Below are 17,838 nucleotides of genomic sequence, written 5' to 3'. Positions count from 1 at the left end.
CCTCGGGTCGTTCCGTCTGGTTCAGGGTCTCGGGTCGCGGCGGCGGGGATTCAGGCGCGCGACGGCGTGCGGGTCACGACCGCCGGACGAGCCGCGCCACACCGCCGACGACGGCGGTGACGGCCGCGCCCGCCAGGGCGCTGAGGCCGATCACGCGCCAGTTGTCGGCGTCGGTGAGCTCGCGGCCGATCGCCCGCCAGTAGTCCAGCGGGTCGCCGGTGCCGACGCCGTCGCGCAGCACGCCCACGGCCACGAGGATCACGAAGGCGATCGCGGCGGCGCCGACGGCGACCACCACGACCATCTGCCACAGCTCGGGGCGGGTCCGGCGGCTCATTCCGCGTCCCTGCCCTCGTCGTCCGTGATGTCGAGCAGGGGCAGGTCGTCGGCGGTGACGAGCCGCGACGCGACGGCGTACTCCACGAGTCGCGCGCGACGGTTGGTCGCGAGCCCGCCCGAGCCGCCGCGCAAGCCCTTCACGCCCACGCGGTCGAGCTTCTCGCACACGTTGTCGAGCTTGCGGTTGAAGCGGGTCGTCGTCCACCCGAGGCGTGCCGCCGCCTCCGCGGACGACGGGATCTCCGACAGGCCGGTGCCGTCGCGGCGCAGCATCGCCTCGCACAGCGCGACGACGAGCTGCCGCTGGCTCACGGTGAACGGGATCATGCCGATCGTGGTGGCCCCGCCCTCCGGCTCCTCGGAGCGGATCTCGGCGTAGGGCGACGGGCTGAGCCGGGCCAGCAGCTCGTACGTCGTGGGCCCGGCGGTGAAGACGATCGACGTCGACGGGAAGACGATCGGCAGCGAGGTGCCGGGCGAGAGCCACGACTGCACCCCGCCCGCGGCGTCGCACACCGTGGCGGACATCCGCGCGCCGACGTTCCCCAGCCACCACAGCCCCGAGGCGTGCGTGAGCTGGAGGAAGCGCCGGTGCAGGTAGGGGTTGTCGTCGAGCGCCAGGTCGCCCTCGCGCCCGATCTCGAAGACCGCCTCCGGCTCCGGCCGGAACCACTCCCCCGCGAACTCCACCGCCAGGTCGCTCATCCCACGCACACTCCCTGCGGCTCGATCGAGAACGCGCCCTGCCGGACGATGACGACCTCGACGCACGTCTCGCCGGACTCCGCCTTGTCCACGGTGACGGTGGGCTCCGTCACCTGCTGGTAGTGCGCCTCCTCCAGCGCCTGCGGCTCGCGCCAGCCGTAGGTGTCGCCGTCGACCGGGTCCGGGTTGGTCCAGGTGAACACGACCTTGCCGCCCGAGGCCTTCCCCCGCAGCTCGGTCACGGACGGCACCAGGCCGCCCAGGTTGTCCGCCGGCGGGGCAGGGTCGTCGCCCGCACCGGTCGCGACCGGGGTCGGGTCGCCGCCCGGCGACGGCGCGGCGTCGGGCCACAGCACCACCGCGAGCGTCACCACGAGGGCGGCGACCACGGCGACGAGCCCGACGACGAGGCCGGTCGTCACCCTGCTCCGGCCGGGCGCGGGCGCCTCGGTCTCCGCCGGGGCCGCCGTCGTCCCGGTCTGCTCCGCCGGGGCGGAGGGGGCCATCGACCGGTGGACCGTGTCCCCGAGGTCGTCCGCCAGCACCCCCGTGGCCGCGCCCGTGGTCGTGGGCGCGGTCCAGGAGGGCCGCGACGCGGCGGCCGGCGCCGACGTGACGAGCCCGCCCGCGGCCGCCGCCGGACCGCGCGGGTCCACGGAGACGACCTCGCGCAGGCGCGTGCCGACCTCGTCCTCGTCGGCCGGCTCCGGCGCCCCGCCGTCGTCGTCCTGGACCTGCCCGCGGTCGTCGAGGAGGTCGATCGGGGTGACGGCGAACGACAGGTCGGTCTGCACGGACTGCAGCGCCCGCGCGAAGGCGAGCGCGGTCGGGTACCGCGCCTCCGGGTTCTTCGCCATCGCCGTGCCGAGCACCCGCTCGAGCGACGCGGGCACGTCGTGCCGGCCGGTCTGCTGCAGCGGCGCCGACTCGATGCGGGACACCAGGTCGGCGCTCGAGTTGGACCCGCCCGGCACCTCGAACGGGGTGCGCGACGCGAGCAGCGAGTACGTGGTCGCGGCGAGGCCCCACACGTCGGTCGACACGCTGGTGCGCGGCGGCTCCGCGAACGACTCCGGCGGCGACCACGGGATCGACATGCCCTCGGCCAGGCCCGCGTCGTCGAGGGTCGACGAGATGCCGAAGTCCGTGAGGGCCGGGTGCCCGTACTCGGTCACCAGGATGTTGGCCGGCTTGATGTCGCGGTGCAGGATCCCGGCGCGGTGCGAGGTCTCGACCGCGCCCGCGACCTGCACGGCGATCCGCAGCACGTCGGGCACGCTGAGCCGCTCGCTGCGGTAGCGGGCGCCCAGGTTGGGCCGGGAGCAGAACTCCATGGCCAGGTAGGGGCGCCCGTCGGCGGCGACGTCCGCCTCGTACATCGTGACGATGGACGGGTGGGTGGACAGCGTGGCCATGAGGTCGGCCTCGGCCTCGAAGGCCTCGCGCTGCCCCTCGTTGGTCCACTCGTGGAGCAGCACCTTGACCGCGACCCGGCGGCGCGGTCGGCGCTGCTGGTAGAGGAAGACGTCGGAGAACCCGCCCGAGCCGATGAGGGAGACGTACTCGAACCCCTCGATCTCGGGCGGCGGCGACGGCGGGCGCTTGCGGCTCACTCAGAGGATCCCTTCGAAGGTCAGCGTCACGCCGTCGCCCAGGTCGATGACGTCCCGCGAGACGACCAGGACGGGCTCGCCCGGGTGCAGCCGCAGCGGGGGCTGGCCCGACCGCAGCAGCGTGGTGCCGTTCGTCGTGCTCATGTCGCTCACGAGGACGTGCCAGCCCTCCAGGCGCACATCCACGTGCGACCGGGAGATGTCCTGCTGCGGGCTGGGGACCGTCACCAGCCGGGGCACGTCGTCCCCCGTGGCGCGCGGCGAGCGCGGGCGGCGGCCCACGACGACCGGACGGTCCAGCGTCACGCGCGGGCCGCCCGAGACGCCCATGACGCCGAGCGCCGGGCGGGGCACCTGCCGGGCCTCCCCCACGAGCGACTGCCCGCACGTGGCGCAGTCGTCGCGCTGGGGCGGGTTCGGGTGCCCGGACGTGCACGACCGCGCGAGGATCATCGGCCGGCCCGGCTGCGGGGCCGACGCGAACGACGGGCCGGGCGGCGCGACGGCGCCGTAGGGCCCCGGGTCGACCGCGACCGCGCCCGACGCGGGCCGGGCGTCCGACCGGGCGTCCGACCGGGCGTCCGACGAGGGCGCGCCGCCCGCGGCCTGCGTGCCCGCCGCGGCGCGGAGGTCCGCGATCGCCGACGAGAGCACCGTGCTGCCCTCGATCTCGTCGGCGCCCGACGCCACGACCTCGGGCGGCGGCGCGACGGTCTCCTGGCCCACCGGCTCCTGGTCGGCAGCGTCCTGCTCAGCGGCGTCCTGGGCTGCGACGTCCTGGGCAGCGGTGCCCGGGGCAGCGGTGCCCGGGGCAGCGGTGCCCGGGGCAGCGGTGTCCGGGGCAGCGTCCGGCACGGCCGGCTCGGCTGCCGGTCCGGCGTCGGGCTCCCGCGCGGGCGCCTCGGCGGCGGCCCCGTCCGGGCCGGCGTCGTCCTCGTCGTCGTCCTCCCCCTGCGGGCGGATCGCCGCAGCCTCGACGGCGCGGTGCACCGTGGAGCCCCAGAGGTGGTCGTACCCGCTGGTCTCCTCGGGCGGCGGCTCGTCGGCGGGCGGCGCGGCGTCGGGCACGGCACCGGCGGCGAAGTCCGGCCCGGGGGTGTCGGCGGCGACCGGGGCCTCGTGCGCGGGGGCCGCCGGAGCGGGACGGGGCACGTCGCCGGACGTCACGGTCAGGCCGGGCACCATCGTCGCCTCGGGCGCGACGGTCGGCTCCGGAGCGGGCGCGGCGTCCACCGCAGCGGGTGCCGTGCCGGGTGCCGAGCCGGGACGCGCGACGACGGGCTCCGGCTCCGGCTCCTCCCACGGCTCGCGGACGGGCTCCGGCCGTCGGGCCAGGGCCGCGGGCAGGGCGTCCTCGGTGAGCCGGGTGCCGACCGAGCGCACCAGCACCACGCCCGCGTCGAGCGGGAGGGCGCGCGCGTCGACCAGGTCGTCGGGCTCGGTCACGCCCACCTGCACCGCGAAGTCGACCACGTCGTGGAACGTGCGCTCCGCCCACGTGGTCACCCCCTCGCCGGACACGTGGTCGCGGCCGTCGGAGCGCGCCACCGTCACCGAGGTGGCGCCGCGGCTCGCGACCTGCACGCGCCGCCCGTCCGCGACCGCCATCGCGAACGGCGGCAGCGACGCCAGGCTGGCGCCGAACGAGCCCGTGAGCACCTCCAGCACCGGCACCACGCCGCCGCCGGCGCCGAGCGCGGTCCACAGCTCGTCCACCAGCTCCGGCGTCACCTTCTCCGGCAGCACGACCACGGCGCCGCCGCGCACCACGGCGTACGCCGGGCCGATCACGTAGCGCACGGTCACGTCAGGGCCCCCTTCCACGGCGACCGCCGGGGCACCGTGTCCTCGTCGTCATCGTGGTCGGCGCGCCGGTCCCGGGGCGCCGTGCTCTCCAGGGCATCCGTCAGCCCTGTGGCGTCCACCACGATGACCGTGATGTTATCCCGGCCGCCCGCCTCGAGGGCCTCGCGTACCAGACGCTCGGCGGCCACCTGCGGGTCGGCCTCGACGAGCAGCAGCTCGGCCACCCGCCGGTCGGTCAGCTCGGCCGTCAGCCCGTCCGAGCACACCAGCATCCGGTCGCCCGGGTGCACGGGCAGGAACCAGAAGTCGGGCTCCGGGTCGTCGGGGGCGCCGAGCGCGCGCGTCACGACGTGGCGGCGCGGGTGCGTGAGGGCCTGCACCGCGGTGATGCGGCCCGCGTCGACGAGCTCCTGCACCTCGGAGTGGTCCACGCTCACCTGCTCGAGCACGCCGTCCGCGCTGCGGTAGGTGCGGGAGTCGCCCAGGTTGACCACGAGCCAGTACGGCTCGCCCCCCTGGTCGGTCAGCACCACGCCCGTGAGCGTGGTGCCGGCGCCCCGGCCCGGGGCGGTCTCGATCGCCTGCACCGCGTCGTGCGCGGCGCGGACGCGGCAGCGCACGTCGTCCACGCCCACGACCACCGACTCCCCCAGGGGGGCCAGCGCCTCGACCGCGGCCGCGCTCGCGACCTCGCCCGCGTCGTGCCCGCCCATCCCGTCGGCGACGAAGAACACGGAGCCGCCCGCCAGGAAGGAGTCCTCGTTGAGGCTCCGGCGCGCACCCTGGTGCGTCGCCGCACCCCAGAGCAGGCCGAGGCTCACCGGTGCGGTCATGCCCCGGCGTCCTGCCCGACCACGGTGAGGCGGCGGGCGCCGGCCTGCACGACCCACCCGGCCGTCACGGTCACCGGACGCCCGGCGGCGAGCTCCTGCACGCCCCCGCCCGGCGCGATGACGGCGCTGCCGTTCGTGCTCCCCAGGTCCGTGACCCGCAGGCCGTCCGCGGCGGGCTGGAGCTCGAGGTGCGTCTTGGACACCGAGCGGGTCGGGTCGTCGAGCCGCAGCAGCGTGGCGGGTGCGCCGCCGTCCTGCTGCGGCTGCCGGCCCACGAGCGTGCGCGTCGCGACGTGCACGCGGCGGTCCGCGTCGATCTCGACGACGATCCGCGGCGGCGCGGTGCCGTCGCCCGCGCTGCGGCGCGACGAGACGCTGAACCGGGTGGCCTCGAGGTCGTCCAGGTCCTCCGCCGGCGGCGCGACGGGCGCGACGGGCGCGACCGGCAGGACGGGCGCCTGCATCGTCGCGGGCGCCGACTCGTGCGCATGCGGGCTTCGGGGTGCGGGCGCCTGCGGGGAGGGCGCCCTGGGCGCCGGGGTCTCGGCGGGCGCCTGCCCGCGGTGGACCGTGTGCGCCTCGACGCCGGCGGGGTCCTCCTGCGCCGGGGCGCCGTCGGCGGAGCCGGGCACGCCCGTGATGAGGCCGCCGGCGTCGCGCTGCGCGGCCGGGAACGCCCACGGGTCCGCCGCCGCCTGTCCCGCGTGCGCCTGGCCGGCGGGCGCCGGGGCGCCGGGCGCGGCCGGGGAGGCGGGCGCGAAGCTGCGCGGTGCGACGCCGCGGACGTCCCGCACCACGCTCCGGGCGGCCTTGTCCTGCCAGCCCTGCCGGCGGCCGGACGAGTCGAACGTCGGGGACACGAGCACGAGCACCGTGCCCACGACCGGGAGGATGCCGCACGCCGCGAGCACGAGCCAGCGCAGCAGGTCCCGCCCGGCACCGACCGGGCCGCCGTCCACGGCGACCGTGCGGATGCCCAGCAGGGAGTTGCCGACCGTGCGGCCCGTGCGGCCCTCCCACAGCGCCAGGCCCACCCAGCACAGCAGGCTGACCAGGCCGACCACGAGGTACACGGTGGTGAGCGCGGAGACCAGCTCTGACGCCGCGGCGTCCTGGCCCATCCGCGTGGTCGCCGCCGCCAGGTCGGACATCCGCGCGAGCAGGCGCACGGCCAGCGCGGTGATGGCCCCGGCGACGCCGGCGACGAGCGAGATCGCGAGCAGGTCGAGCACGTAGGCCCCGGCACGCCGGCCGACGCCCGCCAGGGGCGGCTCACCGTGCTGCGGCGCGCCGGACGCCGCCCGCACGTCCGCCGGGGCGCGGCGGGTGAGCTCGCGCATCTCCGGCTCCGTGGTCACCTCCAGGCTTCCGGTGGGCGGGCCTGGTGTGCGGTAGGCGGTCGCCACGGTGGGCGTCCCGCACACGGAGCAGAACGCGCCGCTCTGCTCCGCGGCACCGCACGCGGTGCACGTCGTCGTCATCGATCCTCCTGCTGCCGGGAGCGCCGGGCGCCGTCCTTGCGCCGCCGCGCGCGCGCCATCCTGTCATGCAGCGGCCGCACCGCGGCCCGCCCGATCCTGCCCATCGCGGCGGGCACCGACGCCAGTCGCCGGCGGACGGCCTCCCGCGCGGGCGGCGCGTCCGCGCCGCGGACCGAGCGCAGCGAGAGCCGGGCCGCCACACGGCGGCGCCAGGGCACGCCCGCGCGCATCGTCCCGACGGCCTCGTCGACCTCCGCCCAGTACTGCGCGACCTCCTCGTCGGAGGGGACGCCCGCGCCGAAGACGGTCTCGTCCGCCCGGTGCGCGAGCAGCACCGTGCCGGGCGTCGCCGACGGCACCTGCTCGGCCACCAGGCGGGCACCCTCGCGCCGCGTCGCGGCCGGGGGCACGCCGGCCCCGAGGTCCGTCGCGGCGTCGACCACCTCGCGCCAGCCGCCGCTGACCCGGTCGGCGGGCAGGGGCGCCGTCAGACGCCGGCCGCGGCGCCGGCGCTTGAAGCCGAGGATCAGCAGCAGCGGGATCGCGACGATGGCGAGCGGCACGCCGACCGACACGGCGATCATCGCGACCATGCGCCAGTCGATGGCGGACGGGTCCTCGTCCTGGTCGTCCTCCTCCACGTCGCCGGCCTCCGCCTGCGGCGGCTCCTCGGGCGACTCCGGGGTCTCCAGGACCGGGGGCTTCGGCACCTGCTTGGAGCGCGGGAGCGGCTCCACCTTGTTGTCCTCGTCCGGGACGACGTCGAACGGCACCCAGCCGTAGCCCTCGAACGGGACCTCGACCCAGGCGTGCACGTCCCCGCCGGTGACGGTGTACGGCTCGCCCGGCTTCACGGCGTCCTTGTCCGGGTAGAAGCCCATGACGACGCGCGCCGGGATGCCGGCCTGCTGCGCCATCAGCGAGAACGCGACGGCGAACTGCTCGTCGTCGCCGACCATCTCGTCCTGCGCGAGGAGGGTGTCGATGCGGGCGGCCGAGTGGCCCGGCCGTGACGCCGGCTGGTTCTCGAGGCCGCTCGAGTAGACGCCGGTCGCCACGAGCGTGTCGCGAATGTTGGTCAGGCGCTCGAACGGCTCGGTGGCGTCGGCCGCGAACTGCGCCGACTTCGAGGGCACGGCGTCCGCCACGTCCTGCGGCTTGGGGAGGTCCACGTCCTCGATCGGCACGGTCGCCAGGTCGTCGTCGGAGGGTCGCGGCGCCACGATCGCGTCGATCTCGTAGGAGTCGCCGGGCCGCACCCCCGCGGTGGACAGCGCCGTGCCCGAGGTGGCGTTGTAGTACGTGGTGGACGCGAGCTCGCCGGAGCGCTGCCCGCCGAACGTGATGCCGCCCATCTCGCCCACGTCGGGCAGCCAGACGCCCGCGTAGCCGGTGACCGACACCTGGACGTCCGCGCGCGTGCCCGCCGCGACCGTGTCCACGACCTCACCGGCGCGGTTGAACACGCCGGTGCTGCCGCCGCTCGACGCGTCGTACACGGTGCCCGCGTAGGTGTCGAGGGTCGCGAGGCGTACCCGGCCGTCCTCGGGCAGGCCGGTGACGGTGAACAGCTCGGTGTCCTTGAGGTCCTTGGTGTAGTGCCGGAAGCCGACCAGCGGGCTCGTGTACTGGTGCAGGTCGAGCGGCGGGGTGATCAGCTCGCGGAGCGCGAGGCGCTCCCCGTGCGCCGTCTGCGGCGCCACGAGCACCGCCGCGACGCCGCCGATCGCCAGCAGCATCGCGCCGCCGCGCACCCGCTGCGCGCGCAGCCGGCGCGTGGCCGAGCGGCTCGCGTCGGACAGCAGCCGGTTGGCGCCCATCCGGCTCTCCATCGCGCGCCACGAGCCCCACAGCAGCCCCACGACCGCGACCACGAGGCCCTGCGCCAGCGGGTACGCCGGGAGGATCGTGCCGAGCAGGGCGACGCCGGCCAGCGCCACCACGACGGGCAGCAGCGCCCAGGCGGCCAGCCGCGCCCGCCACGCGATCGTCCCCGCGAGCAGGCCCGTCAGGAGCATCAGCAGGTACGGCACCACCGCGAGGTCGGGGAACGACGCCAGCGGCGGCACGGTGGTGACGAACGCCTTCCACCCGTGCACGGCGCCGAGCGCGAGCTCCTGCAGCGTGGTGAGGGAGGGCAGGACGCCGGCGATCGCCGTGTCCGGCAGGGCGAGCGCGCCGCCGAAGAGGAAGTACGCCAGCACGGTCGTGGCGGCCGTGAGCAGCACCGACCAGCGCAGCCAGGCGCCCAGCCACGCCACGAGCAGGCCGACGACGGCGCCGCCGAGGGCGGGCACGAGGTAGCCCGTGGTGCCCCAGGCGGGCCCGAACCCGACCGCGACGACGCCGAGCAGCGCGAGCAGCACGACGCCGTCGATCGCGCCGGCGCCCGTGAGCGCGCGCGGGCCGTCGCCCTCGCGGCGCTTCGCGCGGGTGGTCCCGCCGCGCACCGAGGTGCGCGACGTGCCGCCGGTGCGGCCGGTGCTCCCCGTGTGGCCCGTGCTGCCGGTGTGCCCGGCGGGTCCGGCGTGCGACGTGCGGTCGTCCGGCTCGGCCCCGGGGGCGTGGCCCTCAGTCATTCATCCTCCGCAGCGCGTTCGGCAGGTCCGGCAGCTCGCCGAGGGTGAGCACCTGCATGTCGGCCACCCGGCCGCGGCTCACCTTCGCCCCGGGGACGCACTGCATCGCCACGAGGCGGGCGTCGACGGGGAGGCGCACGGCGGCGGCGCGCAGGTCGGTCGGGGTGACGCGGCTGCCCACGACCACCGCGACCACGGACGCGTCCGTCACCGTGGCCGACGCGACGCGCGCCACCTCGGCGAGGCTGGTGCGCGCGGGGGCGAGCTCGAGCCGGGTCAGGTCGTCCAGCAGGCGGGTGCGGTGGTCGCCGCGCACGCGCGCCTGCTGCACCAGCACCGTGAGGCCGCCGTCCTCCCGGATGGCCTGCAGGCCGAGCGAGCCGCACACCGACACGGCGAGCTCGAACTCCTCCGGGTCGGCGTAGTCCTCGCTGCGGGTGGACAGGATGACGGCGAGCCGGGAGCGGCGGGTCTCCTCGAACTGCCGCACCATCAGCTGACCGGTGCGGGCCGTGGACTTCCAGTGGATGTGCCGGCGGTCGTCGCCGGGCACGTAGTCGCGCAGGGCGTGGAACGACACGTCGGAGTCCGAGATGTCGGGTGTGACCCGGCCCTCGAGGTCGTGCAGCAGGCCCGTGGAGGACCCGGACAGCGGCAGCGTGCGCGGGTGCACGAACAGCTCCTCCGGCTCGGTCCACGTCAGCTCGCGACGCAGCAGGCCGAGGGGGTCGGCGCGCACGGAGCGCACGGGGCCCAGGGGGATCACCGCGCGGCGGTGGGTCGGGACCGCGAAGATCTCCTCGTGCTCGGCGTCGGGCCGCAGCCGCGGCACCGGGAACGTGGCGATGCCCTGCCCCACCTGCAGCTCCATGACGGCCGGCAGCATCGTGCGCGGCGAGCCGTTGCGCACCAGCAGGCGGCCCACGGCCCGGTCCCCCACGACCACCCGGCGGGAGGCGACGTCGAGCGTCACGTCGTAGCGCAGCCGGCCGAGCACGAACACGATCGCGCCCAGGAGCGCGACCGTCACGGTCACCGCGACGACGGCCCACTCCTCCCAGTGCAGCGCGAGGCCGGCCCACCACGCCGCGACGGTGAGCGCGAGCACGACCCAGCCGAAGGACGAGACGACGCCCAGCACGGGGGCCGTGCGCGCCCAGCCCCGCACGGCGAGGTCGCCGGCGGCGCGGCCCGCGCGCGCGAGCGCGTCCCCGACGCCGCGGGTCCCCGCCGCGACGGTGCGCGCGCCGCGGCGGCGCGCCTCGTCCGACGACGGCTCGGGCGTCTGCTGGTCGGGGCTCGCGTCCGCGTCCGGCCCCGCCGGGGCGGCCGCGGTGTCCCGCTCGGTGGTGGTCGTCATGAGATCTCCGGGTCTGCTCTCCGGCTCAGGCGGTCCGGCGTTCCTGCGGGGCGGCGACGTCGCTCAGCAGGCGGGCGATGGTCCCCTCCGCCGTGGCGCCGCCGAACTCCGCCTCGGCGTCCAGCACGAGACGGTGGCCCCACACGGGCTGCACGAGCTCCTTGACGTCGTCGGGCAGCACGTAGTTGCGCCCGTGCGCCGCCGCCCACACCTTCATGCAGCGCACCAGCGCCAGGGCGCCACGCACGGAGACGCCGACGTGCACGTCGGCCGCCGCGCGCGACTCCTCGGCGAGCCGCGACACGTACTCCAGCACCGCCGGGTCGACGTGGGTCGCCGCCGCCAGGGACGCCATCTCCACCACGGCCTGGCCGGTGATGACGGGCTGCAGCGCGGCGCTGCGGTCGCGGACCGCTGAGCCCGCGAGGATCTCCACGGTCGAGGCAAGGTCCGGGTAGCCGATCGACGTCTTCATGAGGAATCGGTCGAGCTGCGCCTCCGGCAGGCGGTACGTGCCGGCCTGCTCGATCGGGTTCTGCGTCGCGACCACCATGAACGGGGTGCCGGTCCGGTGCGTGGTGCCGTCCACCGTGACCTGGCCCTCCTCCATGACCTCCAGGAGCGCCGACTGCGTCTTCGGCGAGGCGCGGTTGATCTCGTCCGCGAGCACGATGTTCGCGAAGATCGGCCCCTCGTGGAACTCGAACGTGCCGGTCTTCTGGTCGTAGATCGTCACGCCCGTGACGTCCGACGGCAGCAGGTCCGGCGTGAACTGGATGCGGTGGTTCGTGCCCTGCACGCTCGCCGCCATCGCGCGCGCCAGCATCGTCTTGCCGGTGCCGGGCGCGTCCTCCAGCAGCAGGTGGCCCTCGGCCAGCATGCACGTCAGCGCCAGGCGGATCTGGTCGTCCTTGCCCAGCACCGCCTGCGCGACGTTGCCGACGATCCGGTCGAACGTCTGGGCGAACCAGCTGGCCTGCTCGGGGGTCATCGTGGTCATCTCGTCGTTCCTGTCCGTTCGGTGTGCGCCGGGGCGCGGTCTGCTCGTTGTCCAAGAGGCCGCAAGCGGCCGTGTGTAACCCGCGGCTACCAGATGACGGTGTTGCTGGTGAGGCCGAGACTGGTGGTGACCTTGACTCGCTCGCCGCTGGCGCCTGTGTAGCACCACAGGTCGCGCGGGCCGGCGTTGCCGTTGGCGTCCGTGCTCGTCGCCTCGGCACGCTTCCAGTTGGTCCCAGCCTTGTTGAACTTCACGTCGTTCGAGATGCACTCATACGTGAACTTCTGGTTCGGCTGTGCGTCGCGGATCGTGATGTTCAGGAATGCGCAGGGGTCATAGCTGCATGCGCCGTACTCGTACTCACCCTTGGCGCTCGAGCCACGCTGGAGCGTCAGCGTCGGCTTGGGCTCCGCCTCGGTCGCTCCGCTCGCCGAGGCGTTGGAGCAGCCCGCGTTGTTACAGGCCTGCACGCTGACGGAGTACGACTTGTCGTAGCCGCCGTTCACACCGACCCGTCCGGCACCGTTGCCCGAGCCGTTTTGCGATCCGGAGAGTGTCCACTTCACCGTGCCAGAGTCGCCGTTCCAGCTGCCCGGCCCGCTGACGGTGAAGTAGCCGTCCGTCGCTGACGTCTTCGTCCAGCTCACGGCGGGCGCGGACGGCGCGCTGTAGGCCTTGACCCCGTTGGACGGTCCGCCGGCACCGGACTCGCCTGCGGCGTTGTGCGCCGTCACGGTGAACGTGTAGGTGCCCCCGTTCGGAAGGCCCGTGAACCGGGCGCTCGTCCCCGTGGCCGACACGGTGGCGCCGTTGGACGCCGACACCGTGTAACTGGTGATCGGCGAGCCGTTGTCGTCCGGGGCGCTCCACGACACGACCGGCACGCCCTTGTCGTCCGTCGCCTTCACACCCGTCGGGGTGCGGGGCTTGCCGTACGGCGTCACCGGGGTCGACGCCGCGCTGGTGGCGCCCTCGCCCGCCTTGTTCGTCGCCGAGACGGCGAAGGTGTAGGAGGCCTTGGTGTCGAGGCCCTCGAACGTCGTCGAGGTGCCGTCCACCGTGCGGGTGTCCACGGCGGACCCGTTCTTGAGCACCTTGACGGCGTACTCCGAGATGGTGTCGCCGTTGTCGTTCGGCGCGGTCCAGGACACGTCGACCTGCCCGCCGTCGGGGGCGATGTCCGAGCTGACGCGGGTGGCGGTCGGTGCGGCGGGCGCGTCGGGCTTGCCCGCCGGGATCTCCGACGCCGACCAGGCGCCCCAGTCGGACGGGTCCTCCGCGAGGTTGTTCGCGCGGATCCGCACCTTGTAGGCGGTGCCGTTCGACAGCCCCTCCCACACGACCCGGTTCGCGGTGACGCCGACCTTCTGCGTCTCGCCGTTCGTGGGGGACGGCGAGATCTCCAGGTCGACCGACGTAATCGGCGACCGGTCGGTGTACGACGCGTTGGTCCACGTGACCGTGAGCGACCCGTCCCCGAACACGAGCTCGGGCGCGGCCGGCGGGTCCGGCTTCTGGTCCGGCCGGGCCTCGGCGGACGCCGGGGAGGCCTCCGAGTCGCCCACCGCGTTGGTCGCCTGCACCGTGAACGTGTACGTGACGTTGTTGGTCAGCGGCGTCAGGGTGCAGGTGGTGGTGCTGCAGTCGAACGTGTCGCCCTGGCTCGACGTCACCGTGTAGCCGGTGATCTCGGAGCCGTTGTTCGCCGGCGGCGTCCACGACAGCACGACCGTCTCGGAGCGGACCTCCTCGACCACCGGCTTGGAGGGCGCCTCCGGCACGCCGATGACGTTGACCGTCACGCGGCCCTCGACCTGGCGGTCCGGGTCCTGCGTGGCGTCCTGCACCGTGTAGCGCACCACCATCGTGCCGACGAAGTCCTCCTTCGGCGTCACGACCACCCTGCCGCCGTCCGACGTCGCGTCGCCGCGACCCGTCTCGACGGTGGGCTGGCCGACGAGCTCGAGCGGCCCGCGGTCCTCGAACGGGTTGGAGTCGTTCGCCAGCACCTCCACGGACACCGGCTCGCCCTGGTGGGCGTCCTCGATCGTGTCGTCGACGGCGCGGGCCAGCGGGCGCGTGGAGGCGACGACCTCGACCGAGAGCTCGCCGTCCACCGGCGGGTGCTCGTCGTCGGTCACGGTGAACGGCACCGTGAGCCGGGTGCCCTTCGGGGTGTCCGGCGTGGCCTCCAGGGTCACGCGGCCGCCCTGCAGGGTGGCCCCGAGGCCGCCGGGCAGCGACCCGAGGTCGAAGCGCAGGTCGTCGCCGTCCGGGTCCTTGGCGAACCGGCTGAGGTCGACCACGCTCTCCTCGCCCGCGGCCACCTGGCCGGACGGCGAGCCCGGCTCCGGCGGCAGGTTCTCCGGGGGCAGCACGGTGATCGGCAGCGTCAGGACGGCCGTGTGGCCGTCCGGGTCGTCCGGTCCCTCGCCGTCGGTGACCTCGAAGGTCACGCCCGCCGAGCCCGTGAAGTCCTCGCGCGGCGTGTACGTCATGGTGGTCTTGCCGGTCACCTCGACCTCGCCCTCCAGGGCGGTGACCTCGTCCGCGGTGGTGAGGCGCGGGGTGCGGCCCTCCAGCACGAGCACGTGGTCGGCGATGTCGATGTCCAGGGACTCGCCCGCCGCGACCTCCAGCGGGGCCTGGCCCGGCTTGAGGATCGGCTCGGCGGAGGCCAGGCCGGGCACGACCACGAACGCCTTCGACGTCAGGCCGTCCATGTCGGTGACGGTGTAGGTGATGACCTGGCGGTGCTCGGTGAGGGCGATCTCCAGCTCGCCCTCGGGCGTGACGGTCACGGCCTCGGTCCCGACGGTGACGGCGAGGTCGTCGGCGGCGCCGTCCGGGTCCTCGTCGTTGTCGAGCACGGGCACGGTCACCGTCGTCTTGCCGAGGATGTCGGCCACGGGCACCGAGTCGTCGCGCGCGATCGGCGCGAGCAGCGGGGCGTCCTTCGCGACCTTCACGCTGACGGACGCCGACGCGCGCGCCGCGTAGGTGTCCTCGACGGAGTAGAAGAACGTCGTGGTCCCGTCCTCGGACGGCGTCTGCACGACGATCCGGTCCTCGGCGACCTTGGCCTTGAGGTCGTCCCCACCCTCGATCGACCCGGGCACGAGCCCGATCTGGTCGCCGTCGGGGTCGGAGTCGTTCTCCAGCGCCGGCACGGCGACCCGGCGGTCCGGGCGCACCGTGACCTCGTCGTCCTCGGCGACCGGCGGCTGGTTGGTGGCCGGCGGCTGGGCGATCCCCACCCGCACGAGGCCGGTCGCGACCTCGCCGCGCGCGTCCTGCACGGTGTAGCGGAACTCGTCGAGGCCGCGCGCGTTCTCGCTCGCCGCGTAGTCGATGTACCCGTCGACGACCTCGGCGCGACCCTGGGTCGGGCCCGTGGCCAGGCCGGTGAGCTGCACGGAGTCGCCGTCGGGGTCGATGCCGTCCAGGGGCACGGGGATGCGCACCGTGCCGCCCGACAGGGCGCGGGCGTCGACGTCCCGCGGCACCGGCGCCGCGTTGTCCTTGCCGCCGCGGATGTGGATCGTGACCTGGGCGGAGTCCTCCTGCCCGTTCGGGTCGCGCACCTTGTAGATCGCGTACGCCGTCCCGGCCTGGGAGCCGGCGCGGAACCGCAGCCGGTCCTCGGAGACGAACAGCTCGCCCTGGCCCGGGTCCACGGACTGCTCGAGCTCCTCGTCCAGCGTGAGCTCGAGGCCGTCCGGGTGCGTATCGTTGTCCAGCACGTCGATGTTCACGTAGTCGCCGGCGCGCACGGTCACCTCGTCGGGTGCGGCGTTCGGCGGCTGCAGGCGGTCCGGCGGCGGCACCGGGAGCACGCGCACCTCGCCGGTCGAGGTCTCGGTCCCGTTGGAGACCGTGTACGCCAGCGTGATCGCCTCGGAGATGCGGCGGGTCTCGGTGATGCGCAGCATCTGGTGGCTCAGCACCGCGACGCTCACCCCCGCGTCGTCCGGCACGTCCACCGACTGCACCACGAGGACCCCGCCCGCGGGGTCGGTGTCGTTGGCCAGCACGTCCACGAGGGTCGACCCGCCGGCGGGCAGCAGCGCGGTGTCGGAGACGACCACGGGGGCGCCCTGCGCGGCGTCGGGGTCCTGGACGTCGACGCGCACGACGCCGGTCGTCGAGCCCGGCCCGTCGCTGACCTGGTACAGCACGTCGTAGGACTTCGGCTCCTGCGCCAGGAAGGTGAAGGTGCCCGCGTCGTAGTTCGGCGTGATCTCGGCGGGCGCGGCGTCGGCCACGTTGGCCAGCCGCAGCTCGTCGCCGTTCGGGTCCGTGTCGTTCTTCAGCGGCTCGATCGTGACCGGCTGCCCCGCGGTGACCACCACGTGGTCGCCCACGGCGACCGGCGGCTCGTTGCTGTCGCCCAGCACCTGCACCCACAGGGTGCCCTCGATCGTCTCGCCGCGGCCGTCGCCCACGACGAGCGTGACCTTCTTGCGCCCGGTGGCGGTGCCGCCGTCGCGGAACTCGACGGTGCCGTCCGGGTAGGCCCGGACCTCGTCGCCCTCCACCGTCGACGCCGCCGTCGCGAGGTAGACGTCGTCGCCGTCGGGGTCGCGGAAGTAGGGCAGCACCTTGATCGACGCCGACTTCCCCTGCTCCACCCGCAGCACCGGGTCGCCGTCCTGCTCCGGGGCCTCGTTCTGGTCCTCGGGGACCACCTTGACCTTGACGGTCGCCTCGTCGGTGCCGCCGCGCCCGTCGTCGGCCTCGTAGGTGAAGGTCACCGTGCCGCTCGCGTCGTCGGGGACGACGGCCTGCAGCGCCTTGCCGCCCATGACGCGCTCGATGCGCACGCCGTCGGGCTGATCGCCCACGAGGGACGCCGTGATCACGTCGCCGTCGGGGTCCATGTCGTTCGACAGCACGTCCAGCACCGTGGTGCGGCCGGGACGGGCGCCGAACGAGTCGTCGTCGGCCTTCGGCGGGTCCTCCTTCTTGCGGTCCACGACCGTGTTGTCGACCAGCTCCGGCTTCGCGTCCTCGGCGTCCTCGTCCGAGCCCTCGGCCTGCTCCGGGAGCTTGATGTCCCAGTCGTCGACCTTCTCGTACTCGTCCAGCGCCATCCACAGCGTGCCGGCCGTGAGGTCGTTGAGCACCACGTTGCGGCGGTTCACCTGGTAGGCGAGCTCCGTGCTCTGGTCGATCCCCTCGAGCACCTCGTCGACGTCGCGGTCCGTGCCCTCGCAGTCGCGCACGATCTGCCCCGTGCCCGACCAGGCCCCGTACAGGCAGCCCTCCAGCTGCACGGGCGCCGCGGGCGACCCCGACGCCTCGCGCGAGGTGGCCGCGCCGCCGCCCAGCGGCTGCAGCACGAGCGCCGAGTCCGTCGCGTAGGCCACCGCGTCGGAGTCCGCGCCCGGCTGCTGCAGCTGCGCGTCCTGGGCCCCCTCGACCGCGACGACGTCGCCGCCGGGCAGGCGCAGCCTCCCCCGGGTCCGGTCGAGGACCACGACGTCGTCGCCCACCGTCGTCAGGGTGACGTCGTCGCCCTCCGCCGTGAGGTCGAGCGCCGTCGTCTCCGGCGCCTTGCCCGGCTCGACGGTCCACAGCACGTCGCGGCCCGGCACCACCGCGTACGTGGTGCCCTCCTCCGAGACCACGACCTCGGCGGCCCCGTCGAGCTCGGCCGTCGGGTCGGCCTCCTCGGTGTCCAGGCCCGGGAAGCGGTCGACGGTGGTCACCCACAGCGAGCCGGACTCGTCGTCCACCACGGCCACCCGGCCGCCGCCCATCGAGCTCTGTGCGCCGGCCGGCAGCTTGGTCGTCGACCCGAACTTCATGTGCGCGACCTGCACCAGGTTCCCGGCGCTGCTGCCCTCGTCGGCCACCAGCACCTGGCTCGCCTGCTGGTCCACGTCGAACGCGGAGCTGCCCGCGAGCATGGTCCCGTCCAGGGCCTTCGCCTCGGTGTTGAACCGCCCCACCAGGCCCGACGCCTGGTTGGTGACCCACACCCCGGAGTCGTTGAGGTCGACGTCGGCCGTCGCCTCGCCGTCGTAGAGCACCGCGGCCGTCACGACGCCCGCGGACAGCGCGAGCACCACCGTCGTCGCGATGCCGGTCCGACGGTCCGTGCGCAGCCGCGTGAACAC

The 17,838-nt window shown here is 74.9% G+C and carries 10 protein-coding genes; all 10 read right to left on the bottom strand.

The window, feature by feature from the left end; genetic code table 11:
* Window positions 1-73: 73 nt before the first annotated feature.
* Window positions 74-337: a hypothetical protein gene (locus ACQFYA_RS05130; protein WP_499122004.1), complete on the bottom strand. Its 264-nt coding sequence runs from the start codon at window positions 335-337 to the stop codon at window positions 74-76.
* Window positions 334-1,044, bottom strand: coding sequence for a hypothetical protein (locus tag ACQFYA_RS05125; RefSeq protein WP_499122003.1), 711 nt, complete (start codon window positions 1,042-1,044; stop codon window positions 334-336). Before ACQFYA_RS05125 ends, ACQFYA_RS05130 begins: the two co-directional genes overlap by 4 nt.
* Window positions 1,041-2,657: a serine/threonine-protein kinase gene (locus ACQFYA_RS05120; protein WP_499122001.1), complete on the bottom strand. Its 1,617-nt coding sequence runs from the start codon at window positions 2,655-2,657 to the stop codon at window positions 1,041-1,043. Before ACQFYA_RS05120 ends, ACQFYA_RS05125 begins: the two co-directional genes overlap by 4 nt.
* Complete coding sequence (locus ACQFYA_RS05115; RefSeq protein ID WP_499122000.1) at window positions 2,658-4,463, bottom strand: FHA domain-containing protein; 1,806 nt, start codon at window positions 4,461-4,463, stop codon at window positions 2,658-2,660.
* Window positions 4,460-5,296 carry a PP2C family protein-serine/threonine phosphatase gene (locus ACQFYA_RS05110; RefSeq protein ID WP_499121999.1) on the bottom strand — a complete coding sequence of 279 codons (837 nt, stop codon included), beginning with the start codon at window positions 5,294-5,296 and terminating at the stop codon, window positions 4,460-4,462. Before ACQFYA_RS05110 ends, ACQFYA_RS05115 begins: the two co-directional genes overlap by 4 nt.
* Window positions 5,293-6,777, bottom strand: coding sequence for an RDD family protein (locus ACQFYA_RS05105; RefSeq protein WP_499121997.1), 1,485 nt, complete (start codon window positions 6,775-6,777; stop codon window positions 5,293-5,295). Before ACQFYA_RS05105 ends, ACQFYA_RS05110 begins: the two co-directional genes overlap by 4 nt.
* Window positions 6,774-9,356 carry a transglutaminase-like domain-containing protein gene (locus tag ACQFYA_RS05100; RefSeq protein WP_499121995.1) on the bottom strand — a complete coding sequence of 861 codons (2,583 nt, stop codon included), beginning with the start codon at window positions 9,354-9,356 and terminating at the stop codon, window positions 6,774-6,776. Before ACQFYA_RS05100 ends, ACQFYA_RS05105 begins: the two co-directional genes overlap by 4 nt.
* Window positions 9,349-10,716, bottom strand: a complete 1,368-nt coding sequence (locus ACQFYA_RS05095; RefSeq protein ID WP_499121994.1) for a DUF58 domain-containing protein — start codon at window positions 10,714-10,716, stop codon at window positions 9,349-9,351. The genes ACQFYA_RS05100 and ACQFYA_RS05095 overlap by 8 nt, the downstream gene beginning before the upstream one ends.
* A 25-nt stretch (window positions 10,717-10,741) precedes the next feature.
* Window positions 10,742-11,716, bottom strand: a complete 975-nt coding sequence (locus ACQFYA_RS05090; protein WP_499121993.1) for an AAA family ATPase — start codon at window positions 11,714-11,716, stop codon at window positions 10,742-10,744.
* Window positions 11,717-11,802: 86 nt separating this feature from the next.
* Window positions 11,803-17,838: an Ig-like domain-containing protein gene (locus ACQFYA_RS05085; RefSeq protein WP_499121992.1), complete on the bottom strand. Its 6,036-nt coding sequence runs from the start codon at window positions 17,836-17,838 to the stop codon at window positions 11,803-11,805.

The sequence above is a fragment of the Promicromonospora sp. Marseille-Q5078 genome, from assembly GCF_050315395.1.
Lineage (GTDB): Bacteria > Actinomycetota > Actinomycetes > Actinomycetales > Cellulomonadaceae > Isoptericola.
This window is presented reverse-complemented; position numbering and strand designations above follow the sequence as displayed.